An 18,520-nucleotide genomic window follows, 5' to 3' on the forward strand; every position below is an offset into this window, starting at 1 on the left:
GACGGGAGACTTTTTTTGGCGACGGAAAAGGATACAGAGCAATCGTGCCTGCCGGGCGGCTTGATACCCTTGGACCAGTGGAGTGCGCCCGATGTGTCGGTACACAAAACGCTGCGGGCTGGGGTCAAAGACATTCTGGAGCAACTGCGTTCAGGGCTTACACCCGAAAGCGAAGCCTTTGAAAGTCTGGATGACTTACCTTCCTTATCTGAAAAAAAGCTGAAGCGGTACGCGCCGGAACCGGATGCCACGGCTCTGGCATCGGCCATTCTGGTACAGCTCGAAGCACTGCGTCAGCAAGGTGTTCACAATCGCCGGGTGAGCTTTATTGTCGCGCCTCCGTTTTCAGGGGTAACTGACGCTCTTTTGACCTTGCCCGCACGAGTCATCGAGCCACCGGATAATCTGTTGATGACGGAGCAAGATGCCGACCGTTGGTGGGACGATCAGCTGGGTGATGGCGACTGGGTGGTGCCTGAGCTCGCGAACTTTTGGTTGCGCCACCGCTCAGGCTTGAACCTGTTGAAGTCGTTTTTTGCTCGTGTTGCGCTGGACAGCGCCGGCCGCGGTATTGTGGCGTGTTCGAGTTGGTGCTGGCAGTTCTGGATTAGATATTGGCCAGAGATACACGTAAGCCCTTTAACTCTGGCACCTCTGGATTCGGAACGATTAGCGGGCTGGCTGGATTTTTTGGCCCATGGTGGCAATGGGCGATCACTGACGGCGCGCATGACCAATGATGGTCTTTATGTATTACCACCCCAAACTGACGACTCCAACGCCAAATACAGTTGCTTTACTCAGGACCTTGCCAATGCCGCCAGAGGTAATCGGGGTGTTGCGCATGCAATTTGGCAGCGGGCATTGCGGGCAAAGCCGGAAGAGGATGCGGAACAGGACGAAGGGGCGGCAAGCGCTAGCAAAACTGCTGAGTGCTGGGTCGTGCCGTTTGATCAGTTAAGCCTGCCTGGTGTGCCACAGGGCTCCGGCCAGCAAGCCGGGATTGTGCTACACGCCATTATGCTGCACAGCCAATTAACCATTGATTCACTGGAGCGGGTCACGGGCATTGCGAACCGTGAGTTGAAATTGCTTTTGTCCCGCTTTCTCAGGGCAGATCTGATCGTGCAGGATGAAACCACGCAAGCGTATCGGCCAACCTCGTTGGGCTACCCGTCCGTTCGCAAGTATCTGCAGGCTCGAGGATTTTCGGTAGACGGGTTCTAGGAGCACAGAATGGAAGAATTGGGGCTAAAAGACGCACTGTCCACTATCACGTCCGGCGCGATCGTTGAAGCCATTGTTGTGGTGGTGCTGGCTTCATTGCTGATTATAGCGGTTCAAAAACTGCTGCCTATGTTGGCACATAAGTTAACCGGCAAGCCCAGATTGTACTTGTTGGCGATGGTGCCACTGCTTCGGCTGGTGATCATCGTTTTGACCATTGTGATGGTGGTGCCGATTCTGGTGGAGCCGTCATTCGAAAATATGCTCGCGATTTTTGGGGCGCTGGGGTTGGCGTTGGGCTTTGCGTTTAAAGATTACGCCAACAGCCTGATTGCTGGAATCGTCACGTTATACGAAATGCCTTACCGGCCGGGGGACTGGATTGAGATCAATGGTCAGTATGGCGAAGTGCGCGCAATCGGTACGCGAGCAGCAGAAATTGTCACGCTGGATGATACGGTTGTTGTGATTCCCCATGGTTTGCTGTGGAACAACCTGCTGGCAAACGGTAACGATGGAAGTGACAACCTGATGTGCGTGGCAGAACTGTATCTTGAACCCAATCATGATGTTGTGCGTATGCGCGAATTGTTTCGCGATGTAATTTATACCTGTCCTCTCACCAAAACCTATCAGCCGGTTGTCGTTGCTGTGTTGGCAACGGATATGGGGATGAAGTATCGCTTGAAAGCTTACCCGTTAACGCCGGGTGACCAAACCCGATTTATCGCGGACCTGACCGCTCGTGCAGCCGACGTTTGTGCGGCCGAAGATGTCAAAATGATCTCCCGACCATTGCTGTGGCAGTGACATAAAAAAGCCCCGCGAAAGCGGGGCAACGGATGAACGCTGGGCAGTGGGGTTACATCAGCGCATCAACGCGGGTGCGGATTTTAGGCTCGCTGCTGTAAGCGGTCGCAATGGCGTTGTAAGTGGAGATCTCGATGCCTGCGTCCTGAATGGCAGAAACCATTTTGTCGTTTGCTTTCATTTGAAGCTCTTGAGCTTTCTGCTGGGAATCCGCGGCTTCAATCTTCTCAATGTACTCTTCCCGAACTTCCATCACCTGGTCTTGAGCTTCGATGAACTCTTTCAGTTGAGCATCGCTGAAGTTGGTGCTTTGGGTGCCGGCAGCAGCTGGATCAGAATAGCCTGGGCTTTGCGTCTGTGGATTGGCTGGATTTTGCTGCCCTTCTTGCTGCGCCATGGTTGGCGTGGCGGCCAGTAGTGCCAGAGATGCCGTTACGGAAACAAGTAGCTTATTCATAAATGAGGCTCCTTTCGCTTCATTGTGCTGGGACGACATGTTGCAACGTCCCGTTTCTGTGGATGTCACGCTGGTATTTGCAGGCATCATGCCAATCTATTTTTTCTTTTAATTCGTTTAAAATCAGTGGCTTGGGTATTCTCATGGTTAATCGTTGGTAATGAAGGTTGTGGCAAAATGCCTCATGTGTCAGAAATGCTGTGACACATAGGTACAGGAGCCCGTTATGTTTCCTTTTAGCCGGCGCCTTCGGAATATGTTCCGGTCGCTTCAGCTGACCCTGGTTCTGAGCATTGTGGTGCCGCTGGTTTTATTCAGCGGTATCGCCATTTACATCGGCATGGGGGCGGTCGAAAAAGCGCTGAATGATCGCTTACGAGAAGATCTGGAGCTGGTTGCGCAAGCCGTAAGCGGGCCGGTTTCCAACGCTTTGGCGCAAGGTAATGAACTGGTGCTCGGAGAGTCGCTGAAGTCCATTTTTCAGATTGGCCGCATATCCGGTGCGTCGGTGTTCGATGAAAACAGCGATCGGGTCGCTAGTTTAGGTGTCGCTGATACCGACGTGTCCAACAGTGCGAGCGCTGAAAAAGTCATCGCCAGCGGGAAACTGGGCGGGGCATTCCGCCGGGTAGATGGCGAATCGGTGTTCTCCCATTTTACGCCTTTGGTGGGGGTAGATGGCCGCATTCAAGGGCTGCTTCAGGTTACTCGAAAACGCAGCGATTTCCACGATCTGGTGGCCTCGTCTCGCTGGTGGGCGGTTACTATCTGGACTGCGTTTTCCTTCATGATGATTGTGGTGGTCGTGCTGGGGCATTACGGAACGGTGGGGCGGCATGTCAGCCGTTTACTTGAAAATATGGCTGGCCTGGCGCCCGGGCATTGGCTATTGGCTGTTCCGCCCTCTGGCCCTCGGGAGCTTCGCCAGATTCACCACGGTATTCTGAAGCTAGGCCGACGCATGGCCGCGGCAGAATCGGAAATTGAAGGGCGCATTGCACGAGAGCGAGCCCTGGCTGAGCAATTGGAATATCAGGAAAAGGTGGCAATGATTGGTCGTGTAGCCGGCGGTGTGGCGCATGAGCTAGGAGCCCCTTTGAACGTCATTCAAGGGCGTGCCCGCATTCTTGCGCGCTCGGGGCTACCGGACACACAGCAACGCCATCTTGCGGATATTGAACATCAGGTCACGCGTATGACCACAATCATCCAACAGCTATTGGATTGTTTTCGTCACGTGCCGGATTCTCGCCGCTCTTTGGACCTGTCATCGGTTCTTGCCGATGTTATGACTTGGGTTTCAGAAGATAGCCGTTGCACTACGCCAGTGCTGGAGACTGAGGGCCTTGAACAGGCGATGGCCGTGCAAGCAGAGCCTTTGCGAGTGGGACTGGCTTGCCTGAATGTGATTCGAAATGCTTGCCAGGCGGCTCAGAGCCAATTGAAAGTGTCGGCCCACGAAGCGGGTGATTGCTGGGAGGTACGCGTGGACGATGATGGCCCGGGTATATCGGAAGAACACCGCGCAAGGGTATTCGAACCCTTCTACAGTACGCGCGCCGCAGGCGAGGGAACAGGCCTTGGTCTTGCCGTGGTTAGCAGTGTTCTGAAAGAACATGGGGGCCGGGTAGAGGTGAGTGACAGTGAGTTGGGCGGCTGTCGAATGAGTCTATATTTTCCGAAGGAGGCGACATGATATCGGCAAACGCACCGCTGGTTTTGTTGGTTGAAGATGACCCGAGTCTCGGGCAACTGTTGACCGAGGAGCTTGAAGCGGATGGCTATGCCGTGGTGGGTGTGGCAACGGTTCAAAACGCACGAAAAGCCTTGAAGGAGCGGCGCCCGGCGCTGATTGTCTCCGACCTTCGGTTGCCCGATGGCGATGGTATGCAGGTGTTGGCTTTTCAACAAGCAGAACACCCCGGGATTCCTTTTATTGTTATTACCGCCTTCGGCACGGTTGATCAAGCCGTTGAAGCTTTGCAGGCGGGAGCGGATGATTTTCTGACCAAACCACTGTCTACCGATCACCTGCGCCTGAAAATAAAAAGGCTGCTGGCGCAGGCCGATATTAACCGGCAACTGGCCGAGATTCAGTCCCGCCAATACGGTGATTTGAATATGGGATTGGTGGGTGGCAGTTCAGCAATGGAGCGTTTGCGAAGTGAAATCCGGCAGGTTTCAGTTAGTCAGGCTGCCGTCCTTATTCATGGTGAAAGTGGCACTGGGAAAGAGTTGGTTGCCCATGCTATCCATAACCAGAGTGAACGATCGGGCAAGGCCTTCTTGGCGGTGAACTGCGCGGGTATTCCGCCGGACCTGATGGAAAGCGAATTCTTTGGCCATGAAGCCGGCGCTTTTACCGGTGCACAGCAGGCACGAAAAGGGTTATTTGCTGAAGCCAGCGGCGGCACTTTGTTGCTGGATGAGATTGGCGAGATGCCCATGTCGCTACAGGCCAAGCTGCTGCGGGTGTTGCAGGAAGGTGCGATTAAACCCGTTGGCGCAGACCACGAAGAGGCCGTCGATGTACGCATCTTGGCGTCCACTCACGTCGATTTGATGAAGGCGGTTGAGGAGGGGGCGTTCCGGGAAGACCTCTATTACCGGCTTGAAACACTGTCTCTTTCTGTTCCGCCGTTGCGGGAACGGGGCGAAGACGTAGAGTTGCTAGCCATGCACTTTCTTAAGGAAGCATGCCTTAGGCATGGTCGCGGCTTTATCAAGTTTAGTGAGGTAACGCTGCGAGTGCTTAGGGATTATCCGTTCCCCGGCAACGTTCGGGAGCTTTCCAGCGCCATCGAGAGGGCGGTAACGTTTTGTGATGGTGATACCATCCAGCCGGAACACTTGCCTGAGCGTATCCGTAAGCGACAAGGAAGTTTTCAGGCAAGTACGATAGACCCGGAGGATACAAATATCCCAGAATGGCCTACCTTGGAGATCCTGCAGCAAAATTACGTACGCCAAGTGATGAGCGCGGTTGAGGGCAACAAACGTCGCGCAGCGCAAATACTGGGTATTAACAGACGAACTCTTTACCGTTGGCTGGAATCCACTCTGGAGCAGAAGTGATGAAAAATCAGAAGCAGGCCATGTTGTATGGCCTGGCTACCGTGTTGCTATGGTCAACCGTGGCAACCGCTTTCAAATTGGCGCTGGCGGATTTGGCGCCCGTGCAGATGTTGCTGGTGGCGTGCTCAGCTTCCATCGTCGTGATGGCGGTCGCATTGGTGATTATGGGGCGGTGGCAGCAGATTTTTCAGCTCAACAAAACCCAGTACGTGCAATCGATTGGGATGGGCCTAATCAACCCGTGCCTCTATTACTTTCTGTTATTTGGTGCGTTTGATCGGCTGCCTGCGCAGGAGGCTCAGCCGCTGAACTACACCTGGGCATTGGTGCTGGCCTATCTGTCGGTACCCTTTCTGGGGCAGAAGCTGCGTCGCATCGACATCTTGGCGGGACTGGTGTGTTATGCCGGTGTTGTAGTGATAGCGACTCGGGGGGCAGTGACATCGTTGAATTTTTCAGACCCGTTAGGGGTCGCTCTTGCGCTGGGCAGTACGTTGGTTTGGGCGTCTTACTGGATCATCGCGACCCGAGACACCCGTGATCCTGTTGTCGGGCTGTTCCTGAACTTTTCGTTTGGCCTGCCGGTGATCGTCTTGGTGTGCTGGTACACAGTTGGGTTTGATTTTTCAGGGATAAAATCGCTCTCAGCCGCGATTTACATCGGTGTCTTTGAAATGGGTGTTGCGTTTATTTTGTGGTCCCAGGCCATGAAAAAAGCCGAAAATACGGCAAAAGTCAGCAATTTAATTTTTATTGCTCCGTTTTTGTCCCTGGTGTTTATTTACTTCATTCTGGGTGAAGTGATTCTGCCGTCGACCTACATTGGCTTGGTGTTGATTATCGCTGGCTTGTGGCTGCAGCAAAAGAAAGTTCAGGCTCGAACCCAAGGCTTGGACCATGGCTGAACAGTGGCATTTATACTTGGTGCGCACTGCTGCTGGCAGCTTGTACACGGGCATAACCACTGACGTACCCCGACGCTTTTCCGAGCACCAGACAGGAGCCCCCAAAGGGGCTCGCAGCTTGCGAGGCAAAGGTCCGTTGACGTTGGAGTTTCACGCGGTGGCGGGTGACCGGAGCCGGGCATCCAAACTGGAGTTTCGAGTCAAACGTTGGCCGAGAGCGCAAAAAGAAGCCCTGCTGCGAGGCGAGGTTACTCTGCCAGATGATGTCTGATGTGCTTGGCTGCGACCACGAGAGCATCGGAGGCGCGCTCTAGTTGGGCACTGTGGGTCTGAAATACGTGCCAAAGACTATTGTAGATTTCGAGCGTTACATCGACCTGCGCCGCTTTAGCGGCTTCCGCCAGGCGAGTAGCGTCATTAAGCAAAATTTCCTGACTTCCTGCTTGGATCAGTGTTGGGGGGAGCCCCTTCAAATCGCCAAAAACGGGAGAAATCATTGGGTTTGTGAGTGCGTCTTCGCCCGCATACATTTTCGCTGCTTTGAACACCCAGCTTCCATGAAGAACCGGTTCGCATTCGGGAGCGTAAAGCTGCTGGCTTGTTAAGTCCGTCCAAGGTGAAAAACATGTAATAGAAGAGGGTGACTGGAACCCGTGATCTCGAAGCCGCATTGCTAACACCAGCGCGAGCCCACCGCCGGCCGAATCTCCGGCGATGGCGATCTTTTGCTCTGTCTTCCCCTCTTCAATCAAGGCCCGATATACGGCTTCGGCATCATCCGGTGCTGCGGGGTAGGGGTGTTCGGGGGCCAGTCGATAATCCGGAATGATGACTTCGCAGCCCGTCAGCTTTGCCAAATGGCCGGCAATACCTTTGTGTGTGGTTGCAGAACCCAGGATGTAACCGCCGCCGTGCAGGTACACGATGGTGCCCGCTGAACGGGGATTCGCCAGAGCGCGCAAGACCGGTACCTGCCCCAATGTGCTGCGGGTAAATCGGACGCTCCGAGGAGCCACTGACGTTCTATAGGCTTGTCGAATCAACTTACGCTGTAGGTTTAAGGACACGCCTTTCGAGAGCAAAGGGCGTACGAGTCGGTACATGATCTGGCGCAGCCCGGCCTCAAGAAGCGGTTGGAACATCTGTGTTCTCCCCGGTGAATGCGTTAGGATGAACGTCAATTATTGACACATGACAGGCGTTTAACTCTACGTGTACTGGAAAACAGATACCATAGAAATACCGAACTGGGACAGGCGCTCGTTGCTTGAATGGCTTGAGCCGTTCAATCCTCCGCAGCCCCGGGAACTGAGCTCCGAGATGGAAGCCTATTGTCGGTTTTACGGTTTGGACCTTTGGGTGGAACACCCGGAGGTTACGTATCACCAGGGCTACATCAAGGCTCATCACCATGAAGTCATGGTGCATTATTTCCGGTTACCGGATGCCGTTGAGTCCAAAGGAACCGTGTTTATATTGCACGGCTACTTTGACCATGTGGGGCTGTATACTCAGCTTATTGACCGATGCTTGGGCGCGGGTTTTGACGTGCTTGCTTATGATCAGCCGGGCCATGGATTGTCCAGTGGCACCCCAGCGGCAATCGGCAGTTTTCTGGAATATCAAGCAGTTCTGTCGGAAGTCATGGCGCAGGTGGCGGATAAAATTCGAGGGCCGTGGTTTGCGGTTGGACAGAGCACAGGTGGTGCGATTCTTATCGACTATTTGTTGTCTAACCACCATAACCAAGAGACATCGGCATTCCGGAAGGTGGTGTTGTTGGCGCCGTTGGTTCGGCCGATGGGCTGGCTCGGTGCCAAGGTTCTGCACAGTGCGGCTCGCCCTTTCCTGAGCCGTTGGCGCAGAGCGTTTGGACAGAACAGTAGTAACACCCGATTCCTGAAGTTTCTTCGGGAGCATGATCCTTTGCAGGCTCGAGCCGTGCATGTGGATTGGGTATCGGCTTTGAGACAATGGGTGCCGCACATTGAGTCGGCTCGGCCGGTGGACTTCCCGGTAACGGTTGTACAGGGTGAAAAAGACCTGACCGTCGACTGGCAACATAATTTACGAATTATTCGAAACAAGTTTTCGTCAGTGACCGAACGCACCATTCCGGATGGGCGCCATCACTTGGTCAATGAGGCCAAGGATTTGCAGGCGACGGTATTCAATACCATTATTGATACGTTCTCACAATAATACGGTCGACAATGACCGGGTAAATAACTAATAGCATCAGGAGTTTGTGATGAAGAAAACAATCCTTGCCTTTACCGTTGCTACGGTGGGCCTGAGTGGCTGTATGACCTACGACCCGTATACCGGGGAAGAGAAAACGTCCAGTGCAACCAAGGGCAGCATCATTGGTGCCTTGGGCGGCGCGGCTATCGGTGCAGCTACCTCTAGCAAAAGCGATCGTGGCAAGGGTGCGTTGATTGGTGCTGCGGGTGGTGCTGCGGTAGGCGGTGGTATTGGCTACTACATGGACCGCCAGGAAGCGAAGTTGCGCCAGAAGCTTGAAGGCACAGGCGTACGAGTTGTTCGTAACGGCGACCAAATCGAATTGGTTATGCCCGGTAACATCACCTTTAATACCGATCAGTCCAGCATTCGTTCTGCCTTTACCGGCACGCTGGAGTCTGTTGCTCTGGTCTTGAAGGAATTCGACAAGACCATCATCCAGATCGATGGCCACACCGACAGCACCGGTCGTGACAGCTACAACCAACTGTTGAGTGAGCGTCGCGCTTCGTCTGTACGTGACTTCCTGATGAATCAGGGTATCGAGCCTGGGCGTACTCGCGCGACCGGTTATGGTGAGCGTGCTCCTGTTGCCTCTAATGAAAGTGCCGCGGGCCGCGAACAGAACCGTCGTGTAGAGCTAACGCTGGTGCCCATGCAATAAGCTTGATGCGTTCTGCATAGAGCTGTTTTGTTGCTCGGTGATGCCGAGCTTCTAAAAGCTTCGCTGCCTTAGGGGCGCGAAGCTTTTTCGTTTTATGGCGGGTGTCTTTTTAGTTGGCCTGATTGGGTACTGTGAACAAGTTCACATTGTGTCAAATTCACTTGTTCAACTAATGACAACAAGAGACCAGTATCCTATGAAAAAACACGCACTGATCACCGCTGCCGGTTTAAGCGCTTGCCTTCTTTCCGCAGCACCCGCTCAGGCTGGTTTATTTGATGCGCTTGGTCTGACTGGCGCGAAAAGCGAAGCAAATCAGTCGGTAACCCTTCAGGCGGGGGATGCGATTCCCGGCCGTTATATTGTGACGCTCGATCCGGCTCTCCCGAATTTGTTAGGGCTTGGCGATTTGACCGCTGGTATTCAGTCGCTGCTAATGGCTGTAGGCGGCGGTGAAGTGGTGCATGTATACCAGACTGCGTTGGTGGGGGCTGCTTTGGCGCTCACCGAGCAGCAGGCGGGCCTACTGTCTTCGTTGCCGGGTGTTCTAAACGTTGAACAGGACCGTGTTGTTGCGGCGAATTCCGCAAGTCAGTCAAACGCTACCTGGGGGTTGGATCGAATTGACCAAACGGTATTGCCCTTGGATGAGCAGTATCGCTATCCCGCATCCGGAGGCGCTGGTGTAAATGTTTATGTGATCGATACCGGGCTTCGTGATACCCACCAGGAATTTTCGGGACGAGTAATTGAAGGTCGTAACTTTGCGGTTAACGATGCTGGCCTGTTGGGTTTGGGAGCGTTGCCGTTGATTGGACCGCTTCTTAATCTGGGTGGTTCAACCGATGCCACCGATACCACGGACTGCAATGGGCACGGAACCCACGTAGCCAGCACGTCTGTTGGGTCTACCTATGGTGTTGCCAAACAGGCTTCAGTGGCGGCTGTGCGAGTGCTGGATTGCTCGGGTGCTGGAAGTAATGCTGATGTGATTGCGGGTGTAGATTGGGTTGCGGCTAATCATCAGGCCCCTGCGGTAGCGAACATGTCGTTGGGTGGCGGGGCGTCGGACGCGTTGGATAATGCGGTTCGCGGTGCCATTGACGAAGGTGTGACCTTTGTTGTGGCAGCGGGCAATGACGATGCGGATGCCTGTGGCGGTTCACCGAACCGTGTAGAACCTGCGATCACGGTGGGAAGCACCACTCGTGACGACCAGCGTTCATCGTTCTCCAACCATGGCCAGTGTTTGGATATCTTTGCACCGGGATCGGACATCACCGCGGCTTGGTACGAAGGCGATACCCAAACGAATACCATCAGTGGCACTTCAATGGCATCTCCGCACGTGGCGGGTGTTTCGGCTTTGATCTTGTCTGAGCAGCCAAGTTTGACTCCAGCTGAGGTGACGGATGCCGTGATCAACCTGGGTACAGGTAACGTGCTTAGCGGAATCAAGGCAGGATCGCCTAACCTGTTATTGCGCGCGCCGCAGTAACTGTCAGGCGGACACAAAAAAACCGGAACAATGTTCCGGTTTTTTTGTGTCCTGAATGTACCGTTATGGCTTGAGTCAGAACAGTACGCGGGTACGAATTGTGCCCTTAACCTGACGCAGCTTTTCAAGTGCAAGCTCGCCGTATGCTTTGTCCACATCCACAACCACGTAACCAATATCTTCTTTGGTTTGCAGGTACTGTCCACAGATGTTGATGTTGTTCGCCGAGAACACTTGGTTGATCTCGGACATAACACCTGGCACGTTCTCGTGAATGTGCAGTAAACGGTGCTGATTCGGGTGCGAAGGCAGTGCAACTTCCGGGAAGTTTACGGAAGAAACGGAGGTGCCGTTATCGCTGTACATAGCGAGTTTCTCAGCCACTTCGCGACCAATGTTTTCTTGGGCTTCGATGGTAGAGCCACCCACGTGCGGGGTCAGGATCACGTTGTCGAATTCCCGCAGCGGAGAAACAAATTCTTCGTCGTTGGACTTTGGCTCAACCGGGAACACGTCGATAGCAGCGCCCAGCAGTTTGCCGGAACGTAGCGTCTCGGCCAGTGCGTCAATATCCACCACGGTTCCGCGGGAAGCGTTCATCAGGATCGAGCCAGGCTTCATCTGTGCCAGCTGTTCCGCTTTGAACATGTACTTGGTGGACGGTGTTTCGGGAACGTGCAGAGAAACCACGTCAGCAATGTTCAGCAGTTCGTTCAGCGAGCCAACCTGGGTCGCATTGCCGATCGGCAGTTTGGACACGACATCGTAGAAGTACACGTCCATGCCCAGACCTTCGGCCAGAACACTGAACTGAGTGCCGATGTTGCCGTATCCGATGATGCCCAGCTTTTTACCGCGAATCTCGTAGCTGTCTTTAGCCGACTTCTGCCACTCACCGCGGTGCGCCTTGGCACTCTTTTCGGGCACGCCACGCAACAGCAGAATAGCCTGCGCCAGAACCAGTTCTGCAACGGAACGGGTATTGGAGAAGGGGGCGTTAAATACAGCGATACCACGACGAGTTGCGGCTTTCAGATCGACCTGATTGGTTCCGATGCAGAAGCAGCCCACTGCGACCAGCTTTTTAGCGGACTCAAATACTTTCTCAGTCAACTGAGTGCGAGAGCGAATGCCAACAAAATGCGCATCGGCGATTTTTTCAACCAGCTCTTCTTCAGCGAGTGAGTGGGTCAGGTACTCAATATTGGTGTAGCCCGCAGCGTTCAGGGTATCAATGGCAGATTGATGGACGCCTTCCAGCAGCAGGATCCGGATTTTGCTCTTTTCGAGAGACGTATTTGACATGGGCGTGCTTCCGAACCTTTCGTCACGTGAAATGACCTGCGGCCAGGGATCGTCGACCTAGCTCACAGAACAGGGGCGGTATGATACCATAAAGATCGATTTTCACAGTGCGCCGGTTTGCCTGGATCAATTCTTTTTGTGTTGATTTTGATCAAACCAGAGCCCAAACCTGACGAGACCAACACGCTCATGAGTTCCGAACAGATCATTGCCGCCCTTGAAGAACTGGTTACTACCGCTGAAAACCCGGGCAAAGTATTGACTGACCCTTCCGATCTGGACACTTACGGTAAGGACTGGACCAAGATCTATCCGCCCAATCCGCTGGCGATTGTTCTGCCAAAAACGACTGAGCAAGTGCAGGCAGTGGTTAAATTCGCGAACGAAAATAAAATCGGTTTGGTACCGTCAGGCGGGCGTACGGGGTTGAGCGCCGGCGCAGTCGCGGCCAACGGCGAGATCGTGGTTGCTTTCGATAACATGAATCAAGTGCTGGATTTTAACGCCAGTGACCGCACTGTGCGCTGCCAAACTGGGGTTGTTACCGAGCAACTGCAAAACTTCGCAGAAGAAAACGGCCTGTATTACCCCGTGGACTTCGCTTCCGCCGGTTCCAGCCAGCTGGGCGGAAACCTTTCCACCAACGCCGGTGGCATTAAGGTGATTCGTTACGGCATGAGCCGTGATTGGGTCGCCGGGCTAAAGGTTGTCACCGGTAAGGGTGACATTCTGGATTTGAACAAAGATCTGGCCAAGAACAACACTGGTTACGACTTGCGCCACTTGTTTATCGGCGCAGAAGGTACCTTGGGCTTTATCACCGAAGCCACGATGAAGCTGACCCGCAAGCCGGATAATCTGACCGTGCTGGTGCTGGGTTTGAATGATCTGGTTAACACCATGGATGTGCTGCAGTCGTTCCAGAGCAAGCTGGACCTCACTGCCTACGAATTCTTCTCCCATCAGGCCATGCAGCATGTCCTCGCGCATGGCCAGGTACAGGCGCCGTTTGAAACCGAAGCTCCATACTATGCCCTTCTGGAATTCGAGGCTGTGTCTGATCAGGTTATGGACGACGCCATGACGTTGTTTGAAGAGTGTGTAGAAAAAGGCTGGGTACTGGACGGTGTGATCAGCCAGAGCGAAACCCAAGCCAACGGTTTGTGGCAGCTACGTGAGCGGATTTCCGAGTCCATCGCTCCGCGTATTCCCTACAAGAACGACATCTCTGTTGTGGTTTCCAAAGTACCGGGTTTCCTGCAGGAAATTGACAGCGTGGTGACCGAGCATTACCCGGACTTTGAAATCATCTGGTTCGGCCACATCGGCGACGGCAACCTGCACCTGAACATCCTCAAGCCTGAGGACATGGCGAAGGAAGACTTCTTCGAGAAGTGCCAGCAGGTGAATAAGTGGGTGTTTGAAATTGTTGAGCGCTACCAGGGCAGTGTGTCTGCGGAGCACGGCGTTGGTATGACCAAAAAGCCCTACCTGCAGTACACCCGCAGTGAAGCTGAAATTGCTTACCTCAAAGGTATTAAGCTGGCATTCGATCCAAACGGCATCATGAACCCAGGCAAGATATTCGACTGATGAAAGAGCATATCGTCGTACTCACAGGCGCGGGTATCAGCGCCGAAAGCGGGCTTTCCACCTTTCGGGATAACGATGGATTGTGGGAAAAACACAGTGTGTACGACGTAGCCACGCCGGAAGCTTTCCAACGGAACCGGGACTTGGTGCTCCGGTTTTACAACGAACGGCGCCGGCAGCTTCAGGAAGTTGAGCCCAATCCGGCGCACCGGTTGTTGGCGGAACTTGAAAGCCGGTACCGGGTTACGGTGGTTACCCAGAACGTTGATAACCTGCATGAGCGGGGTGGCTCAACCAATGTGGTGCATCTACATGGAGAACTGACCAAAGCGAGAAGCACCGCTGACCCTGATCTGGTCTACGACATTGGCTACCGCGATATCCAGCCTGGTGATACCTGTGACCGTGGCGCTCAGTTGCGCCCGCACATCGTCTGGTTCGGTGAAGAAGTGCCGATGCTGGAAGCCGCCGCTGAAATGGTGCGAACCGCTGACCGTTTGTTGATCGTCGGAACCTCTTTGCAGGTGTATCCGGCCGCCGGCTTGGTTCATGAAGTGGATTTTGACGTGCCGATTACGGTCATTGACCCGGGTGAGCCAGCGTCGGTTTCCCGGGCGCGGGTAATCCGAAAAGGGGCCAGTGAAGGCTTGGCTGAATGGGTTCGGGCTTTGGGCTAAGTTCCCCTTTGGCTCTTGCCTCAGCTTTGGAGGTATTTCTCCAGTTCAGTTTTGAAGGCAGCCTGCACTCCCAGGCGCTTCAACATCCAGTAGTGTCCCGCAATCATTCGGTCTATGAAAATACTCTCCACCGGCGGCTTAAAAGAGTCCAAGTATTTAAAGACCGTACTCGTTTTGGCTGCTACCTGTTTGTGGATATCGGCTTCCGCAAAGTCGTACGGCTCGTCATCCACGAAAGGCACGATCAAAATGTCCCGCCACATGGCGTAGTAGGCTTCATCAATGGCAGGCTGGCTACCTACGCGTGCGCCTAGGTCGATTAGGTGTTGGTCCAGACCGCTGTAGTCTTCTGCCAGTGCCGAGATAAGTGCATTCCGGTAAGCCTCTACAATTTCCGGCTTCAGTTTCTTTACGCAGCCAAAATCGTACATCACGATGGTACCGTCTGGCCGATAAGCGAAATTGCCCGCGTGTGGATCGCCGTGGATGCATTGGAAACGGAACAACTGGTCCGCCATGATGGTGAAGATGCGGTGACCAATGAGGTTCAAGGTGTCCTGAGAGTAGCGTTCAGGTGTGACCTTGCTGATGTGGTCGCCTTCGACCAGCTCCAGTGTCAGAACTCGGCGAGTCGAGTGGCTATCAATGACCTTCGGGATGATGACCCAAGGCTGGTCTTTGTGGAATTCACCGAAGATTTTGAGGTTTTGAGCCTCGTTCTCGTAGTCCAGTTCTTCTTTCAGGCGTTCCCGGATTTCTCCGAACAGCAGATCGACGCTTTCTTTCGGCATTTTCAACAGGCCGCCGAGCTTTAACGCCATGCGCAGTTGTTTTAAGTCCGAATCGCAGGATTCATCAACACCGGGATACTGCACTTTCACGATCACATCTGTGCCATCGTGCATGCGAGCGCGGTGTACTTGGCCGATGGATGCCGAGGCGTAAGGGGCTTCCTGAAGGTATTCGAAGAGTTCGCTGACCGGTTTGCCCAGTTCGCTTTCCACCTGCTTCAGAATAACCTCGAACGGCATAGGAGGTGCTTCTTTCTGCAGTTTCTCTAAGGCGTCGGAAAACTCTTTGGGCAGGAAATCCTGAGTCTGGGAGGCAATCTGGCCGACTTTCATGACGGCGCCTTTCATCTCCCCGAGTGTGTCGGCTATCTGGCTCGCCATGCGGGTGTAGCTTTCGCTTTTGGCACCTTCGTCGTCGACGGTACGAAACAGGCCGCGAGCTTTCTGACCGGCGTATTCGCTGGCGACGGAAGCGGTCATACCAGCCAGTTTTAAAAAACGGCCAGAACGTGAAGTGACAGGTTTCTTAGCCATAATGATGTACGAGTTCCCTAGTGCAGAAGTTGTACCAAAGCCCTCGGAATATTTGGTCAGAGCACTTTGGTTTCCACAAACAGTACATCCTCCAGCTCTAATGACAAGGTTTGTCCGGATTTCAGAGGGCCAACGCCTTTGGGGGTGCCGGTCAGAATGACATCCCCTGGGAGCAAAGAGAATTGGCTGCTCATGTGGGCGATGAGCGGCACGATCGTATTGAGCATATCACGGGTATCACCAGTCTGTTGCCTTTGACCATCGACATCCAGAGTGAAGTGAATGTTGCCTCTGGGCAATTTGTCGGCTGGAACAAACGGGGACAGCGGGCAGGCACCGTTGAAGGCTTTGGCGCGCTCCCATGGATGCCCCTTCTCTTTGAGCTTGGTTTGCAGGTCGCGAAGGGTTAGGTCCAGTGCCAGGCCGTAGCCGAGGATCGCCAGTTCGGCTTCGCTGGCAGAGGCGTTGGTCAGGGGGCGCCCAATGAGAACCGCTAGCTCGGTTTCGAAGTGTACCTGGCCTTGATCTCGAGGTAGTTCGAGTGGTCGGGTGATGTGAGTCGCTGCTGTGGAAGGTTTGATGAACAGCAGCGGCTCGCTGGGGACCGGGTTGTTCAGTTCCCGGGCGTGTTCGGCGTAGTTGCGACCAATGCACACGATCTTACCTAGAGGTAGATGGACCGGTGTGCCGTCTTTCCAGAGGTGTTGATATGCGGGCATGGTCGCCTCCTGACTGAGTGATTATTCTCCTTCGAACGAACAGACAGTATAAACCGGCAAGCCTTCTTCCTGCAGCTTAGCGGAACCGCCTAGATCCGGCAGGTCGATCATTGCAGCGACTTCCACGATCTCCGCGCCAATGCGGCGGATCAGACGGCTGGCGGCCAGCATGGTGCCGCCGGTGGCGATCAGGTCGTCAACCAGCACGACTTTGTCGCCGGCGTGGAAGGCATCTTTGTGCAGTTCTACGGAAGCCGTGCCGTATTCCAGTTCGTAGTCTTCGACCAGCGTATCGAACGGCAGCTTGCCTTTCTTGCGCACCAGCACGAGCGACGCGTTCAGTTCGTAAGCCAAAGCAGAGCCGATGATGAAGCCGCGAGCGTCTACCGCAGCGACGGCATCGATATTCTGCCCGTGATAACGGTGCACGAAAGCATCGATCAGTTTGCGGAAGGCGGTTTTATCTTGCAGAACCGTGGTGATGTCACGGAACGATACGCCTTCTTTTGGCCAATTAGGAACGGTGCGGATGGCCTGTTTGATGCTCTGTGAAAAATAATCCATAACTCACCTGTTCTGGATGCGGCTTACGCCACATCCAGGAAAATAAATTTCAGCACAAAAACCATCGCAATAACGGCCACGCTCCAGTTCAGATCCGACCACTTGCCAGCCAGAGCTTTAACCGCCACGTAGGTGATGAAACCCAGTGCGATGCCGTGAGCAATGGAGAAGGTCAGGGGCATCATCAACGCCGTGACGATGGCTGGTGCAGTATCTGTGATGTCGTCCCAATCGATCAGCTTCAGGCCGCTGGCCATCAGACAAGCGACATAAACAAGAGCCGGAGCCGTTGCATAGGGAGGGATGATGCTGGCGATAGGCGCAAACAAAAGGCAAGCCAGGAACAAGCCGGCGACAACAACCGCTGTCAAACCAGTGCGGCCACCCGCAGCAATACCCGCGGTAGATTCCACATAACTGGTGGTGGTTGAGGTGCCCAAGGCTGCACCAGACATGGTGGCGACAGAGTCAGACATCAGGGCGCGGCCCAGACGGGGCAGTTTGCCGTCTTTATCCAACAGGCCGCCACGCTGGGCGGCGCCAACTAAGGTGCCAGAGGTGTCGAACAGATCTACGAACAGGAAAGCAAAAATAACGCTGATCATGCCAATGTTCAGGGCGCCCGCCAGATCCAGCTGCATAAAGGTCGGAGCGAGGCTGGGGGGAGCAGACATGAAGCCGTTGTACTCAACCATGCCAAGCATCATGGCAACGGCCGTTACGGCGATAATGCCAATCATCACCGCACCCGTCACCTGACGGTAAGCCAGTGCGCAAATCAGAATGAAGCCACCAAAGAACAGCAGGCTTTCTGCGGCCGTAACATCGCCCATACTGACCAGCGTAGCCGGGTGGTCCACCACGATACCCGCGTTCTTCAGGGCAATCAGCGCCAGGAAGAAACCGATACCGGCGGAGATACCAAAGCGCAAGGACAGTGGAATGCTGTTAATGATCCATTCCCGAACCTTGAAAATGCTCAACATGAAGAACAGGAAGCCGGAGATGAACACCGCGCCCAGCGCTACCTGCCAGCTGTAACCCATGCTGCCCACTACAGTGAAGGCAAAAAAGGCGTTCAAGCCCATGCCGGGAGCCAGTGCGATCGGGTAATTGGCCCATAGGCCCATAATCAGAGTGCCAACAACCGCCGCAAGACACGTTGCAACGAACACGGCGCCGAAGTCCATGCCGGTTGCTGACAGCATGCTGGGGTTGACCACAATGATGTAGGCCATGGTCAGGAAGGTGGTGATCCCTGCAATGACTTCTTTACGAACATTGGTGCCGTGGGCTTTGAGTTGGAACAGTCGTTCAAGCATGACGGGGGTCTGCCTCTCGGGGTGCCTGGGGTTAAGGGTGTGAAAAAAATTGATTAAATGCGGAAAAATCGATCTGAGTGAAAAAAAAGCAATGTTACCGGCTAGACGGCTCTGCGCCAAGTGATGATTGCGTGC

Annotated in this window: 18 protein-coding genes; 11 read left to right on the forward strand and 7 right to left on the reverse strand. The window is 54.2% G+C overall.

Translation table 11 applies throughout. The annotated features are described in order from the left end of the window. Positions 1 to 15 precede the first annotated feature (15 nt). Complete coding sequence (locus K5L82_RS02515) at positions 16 to 1,227, forward strand: hypothetical protein (RefSeq protein ID WP_223133051.1); 1,212 nt, start codon at positions 16 to 18, stop codon at positions 1,225 to 1,227. 9 nt (positions 1,228 to 1,236) lie between these two features. Beyond that, positions 1,237 to 2,037 carry a mechanosensitive ion channel family protein gene (locus tag K5L82_RS02520; protein ID WP_133004813.1) on the forward strand — a complete coding sequence of 267 codons (801 nt, stop codon included), beginning with the start codon at positions 1,237 to 1,239 and terminating at the stop codon, positions 2,035 to 2,037. Between the two features lie 52 nt (positions 2,038 to 2,089). Here the strand turns inward: K5L82_RS02520 and K5L82_RS02525 are convergent, their stop codons facing one another. After that, a complete protein-coding gene (locus tag K5L82_RS02525) occupies positions 2,090 to 2,494 on the reverse strand; it encodes a DUF4168 domain-containing protein (RefSeq protein WP_133004814.1) in 405 nt (134 codons plus the stop codon). A gap of 226 nt (positions 2,495 to 2,720) precedes the next feature. On the opposite strand from K5L82_RS02525, the gene K5L82_RS02530 reads away from it, so the two are divergent. The 4 genes from K5L82_RS02530 to K5L82_RS02545 are packed head-to-tail and all read left to right on the forward strand — an operon-like array spanning position 2,721 to position 6,745. Next, positions 2,721 to 4,190, forward strand: a complete 1,470-nt coding sequence (locus K5L82_RS02530) for a sensor histidine kinase (protein ID WP_228259019.1) — start codon at positions 2,721 to 2,723, stop codon at positions 4,188 to 4,190. Further along, positions 4,187 to 5,569 (forward strand): sigma-54-dependent transcriptional regulator, encoded by a 1,383-nt coding sequence (locus K5L82_RS02535; RefSeq protein WP_223133052.1) that lies wholly within the window; start codon positions 4,187 to 4,189, stop codon positions 5,567 to 5,569. Before K5L82_RS02530 ends, K5L82_RS02535 begins: the two co-directional genes overlap by 4 nt. Continuing rightward, positions 5,569 to 6,474 (forward strand): DMT family transporter, encoded by a 906-nt coding sequence (locus tag K5L82_RS02540; RefSeq protein ID WP_223133053.1) that lies wholly within the window; start codon positions 5,569 to 5,571, stop codon positions 6,472 to 6,474. The genes K5L82_RS02535 and K5L82_RS02540 overlap by 1 nt, the downstream gene beginning before the upstream one ends. Further along, positions 6,467 to 6,745, forward strand: a complete 279-nt coding sequence (locus tag K5L82_RS02545) for a GIY-YIG nuclease family protein (protein WP_223133054.1) — start codon at positions 6,467 to 6,469, stop codon at positions 6,743 to 6,745. Before K5L82_RS02540 ends, K5L82_RS02545 begins: the two co-directional genes overlap by 8 nt. Here K5L82_RS02545 and K5L82_RS02550 read toward each other — a convergent pair. Beyond that, positions 6,723 to 7,616 carry an alpha/beta hydrolase gene (locus K5L82_RS02550; RefSeq protein ID WP_223133055.1) on the reverse strand — a complete coding sequence of 298 codons (894 nt, stop codon included), beginning with the start codon at positions 7,614 to 7,616 and terminating at the stop codon, positions 6,723 to 6,725. The genes K5L82_RS02545 and K5L82_RS02550 overlap by 23 nt on opposite strands. Before the next feature lie 70 nt (positions 7,617 to 7,686). Between K5L82_RS02550 and K5L82_RS02555 the strand changes: the two genes are divergently transcribed. The 3 genes from K5L82_RS02555 to K5L82_RS02565 all read left to right on the forward strand — a co-directional run bounded on the left by K5L82_RS02555 (position 7,687) and on the right by K5L82_RS02565 (position 10,880). Further along, entirely contained in the window at positions 7,687 to 8,676 is a 990-nt protein-coding gene (locus K5L82_RS02555) for an alpha/beta hydrolase (RefSeq protein ID WP_223133056.1), read from the forward strand. Positions 8,677 to 8,725: 49 nt separating this feature from the next. Then, complete coding sequence (locus tag K5L82_RS02560) at positions 8,726 to 9,382, forward strand: OmpA family protein (protein WP_133004820.1); 657 nt, start codon at positions 8,726 to 8,728, stop codon at positions 9,380 to 9,382. A 196-nt stretch (positions 9,383 to 9,578) separates the two neighbouring features. Then, positions 9,579 to 10,880 (forward strand): S8 family peptidase, encoded by a 1,302-nt coding sequence (locus K5L82_RS02565; protein ID WP_223133057.1) that lies wholly within the window; start codon positions 9,579 to 9,581, stop codon positions 10,878 to 10,880. 75 nt (positions 10,881 to 10,955) lie between these two features. Here K5L82_RS02565 and serA read toward each other — a convergent pair whose 3' ends face one another. Then, positions 10,956 to 12,185, reverse strand: a complete 1,230-nt coding sequence (gene serA, locus K5L82_RS02570) for a phosphoglycerate dehydrogenase (protein ID WP_223133058.1) — start codon at positions 12,183 to 12,185, stop codon at positions 10,956 to 10,958. A gap of 189 nt (positions 12,186 to 12,374) precedes the next feature. Between serA and K5L82_RS02575 the strand changes: the two genes are divergently transcribed. Both K5L82_RS02575 and K5L82_RS02580 read left to right on the forward strand, forming a co-directional pair. Beyond that, entirely contained in the window at positions 12,375 to 13,778 is a 1,404-nt protein-coding gene (locus K5L82_RS02575) for an FAD-binding oxidoreductase (protein ID WP_223133059.1), read from the forward strand. Then, on the forward strand, positions 13,778 to 14,455 hold the full coding sequence (locus K5L82_RS02580; protein ID WP_223133060.1) for an SIR2 family NAD-dependent protein deacylase: 678 nt from the start codon (positions 13,778 to 13,780) through the stop codon (positions 14,453 to 14,455). The genes K5L82_RS02575 and K5L82_RS02580 overlap by 1 nt, the downstream gene beginning before the upstream one ends. Positions 14,456 to 14,475: 20 nt before the next feature. On the opposite strand, the gene K5L82_RS02585 is transcribed toward K5L82_RS02580, so the two are convergent. The 4 genes from K5L82_RS02585 to K5L82_RS02600 are packed head-to-tail and all read right to left on the reverse strand — an operon-like array spanning position 14,476 to position 18,385. Further along, entirely contained in the window at positions 14,476 to 15,780 is a 1,305-nt protein-coding gene (locus K5L82_RS02585) for an ABC1 kinase family protein (RefSeq protein WP_223133061.1), read from the reverse strand. A gap of 56 nt (positions 15,781 to 15,836) precedes the next feature. Next, the gene (locus tag K5L82_RS02590) at positions 15,837 to 16,499 is read right to left on the reverse strand and encodes a fumarylacetoacetate hydrolase family protein (protein ID WP_223133062.1); all 663 of its coding nucleotides are present in this window, start codon (positions 16,497 to 16,499) and stop codon (positions 15,837 to 15,839) included. A gap of 21 nt (positions 16,500 to 16,520) precedes the next feature. Beyond that, positions 16,521 to 17,063, reverse strand: a complete 543-nt coding sequence (locus K5L82_RS02595) for an adenine phosphoribosyltransferase (protein ID WP_133004827.1) — start codon at positions 17,061 to 17,063, stop codon at positions 16,521 to 16,523. A 23-nt stretch (positions 17,064 to 17,086) separates the two neighbouring features. Beyond that, on the reverse strand, positions 17,087 to 18,385 hold the full coding sequence (locus K5L82_RS02600) for an NCS2 family permease (protein WP_133004828.1): 1,299 nt from the start codon (positions 18,383 to 18,385) through the stop codon (positions 17,087 to 17,089). Positions 18,386 to 18,520: the final 135 nt, after the last annotated feature.

This window comes from Marinobacter sp. AL4B, from assembly GCF_019916045.1.
Taxonomy (GTDB): domain Bacteria; phylum Pseudomonadota; class Gammaproteobacteria; order Pseudomonadales; family Oleiphilaceae; genus Marinobacter.

Coding starts and splice junctions, on each gene's coding strand:
- K5L82_RS02580 (WP_223133060.1), top strand. CDS start 13,778: ATGAAAGAGCATATCGTCGTACTCACAGGCGCGGGTATCAGCGCCGAA.
- K5L82_RS02560 (WP_133004820.1), top strand. CDS start 8,726: ATGAAGAAAACAATCCTTGCCTTTACCGTTGCTACGGTGGGCCTGAGT.
- K5L82_RS02575 (WP_223133059.1), top strand. CDS start 12,375: ATGAGTTCCGAACAGATCATTGCCGCCCTTGAAGAACTGGTTACTACC.
- K5L82_RS02565 (WP_223133057.1), top strand. CDS start 9,579: ATGAAAAAACACGCACTGATCACCGCTGCCGGTTTAAGCGCTTGCCTT.
- K5L82_RS02545 (WP_223133054.1), top strand. CDS start 6,467: ATGGCTGAACAGTGGCATTTATACTTGGTGCGCACTGCTGCTGGCAGC.
- serA (WP_223133058.1), bottom strand. CDS start 12,185: ATGTCAAATACGTCTCTCGAAAAGAGCAAAATCCGGATCCTGCTGCTG.
- K5L82_RS02550 (WP_223133055.1), bottom strand. CDS start 7,616: ATGTTCCAACCGCTTCTTGAGGCCGGGCTGCGCCAGATCATGTACCGA.
- K5L82_RS02595 (WP_133004827.1), bottom strand. CDS start 17,063: ATGGATTATTTTTCACAGAGCATCAAACAGGCCATCCGCACCGTTCCT.
- K5L82_RS02590 (WP_223133062.1), bottom strand. CDS start 16,499: ATGCCCGCATATCAACACCTCTGGAAAGACGGCACACCGGTCCATCTA.
- K5L82_RS02535 (WP_223133052.1), top strand. CDS start 4,187: ATGATATCGGCAAACGCACCGCTGGTTTTGTTGGTTGAAGATGACCCG.
- K5L82_RS02540 (WP_223133053.1), top strand. CDS start 5,569: ATGAAAAATCAGAAGCAGGCCATGTTGTATGGCCTGGCTACCGTGTTG.
- K5L82_RS02525 (WP_133004814.1), bottom strand. CDS start 2,494: ATGAATAAGCTACTTGTTTCCGTAACGGCATCTCTGGCACTACTGGCC.
- K5L82_RS02585 (WP_223133061.1), bottom strand. CDS start 15,780: ATGGCTAAGAAACCTGTCACTTCACGTTCTGGCCGTTTTTTAAAACTG.
- K5L82_RS02600 (WP_133004828.1), bottom strand. CDS start 18,385: ATGCTTGAACGACTGTTCCAACTCAAAGCCCACGGCACCAATGTTCGT.
- K5L82_RS02520 (WP_133004813.1), top strand. CDS start 1,237: ATGGAAGAATTGGGGCTAAAAGACGCACTGTCCACTATCACGTCCGGC.
- K5L82_RS02530 (WP_228259019.1), top strand. CDS start 2,721: ATGTTTCCTTTTAGCCGGCGCCTTCGGAATATGTTCCGGTCGCTTCAG.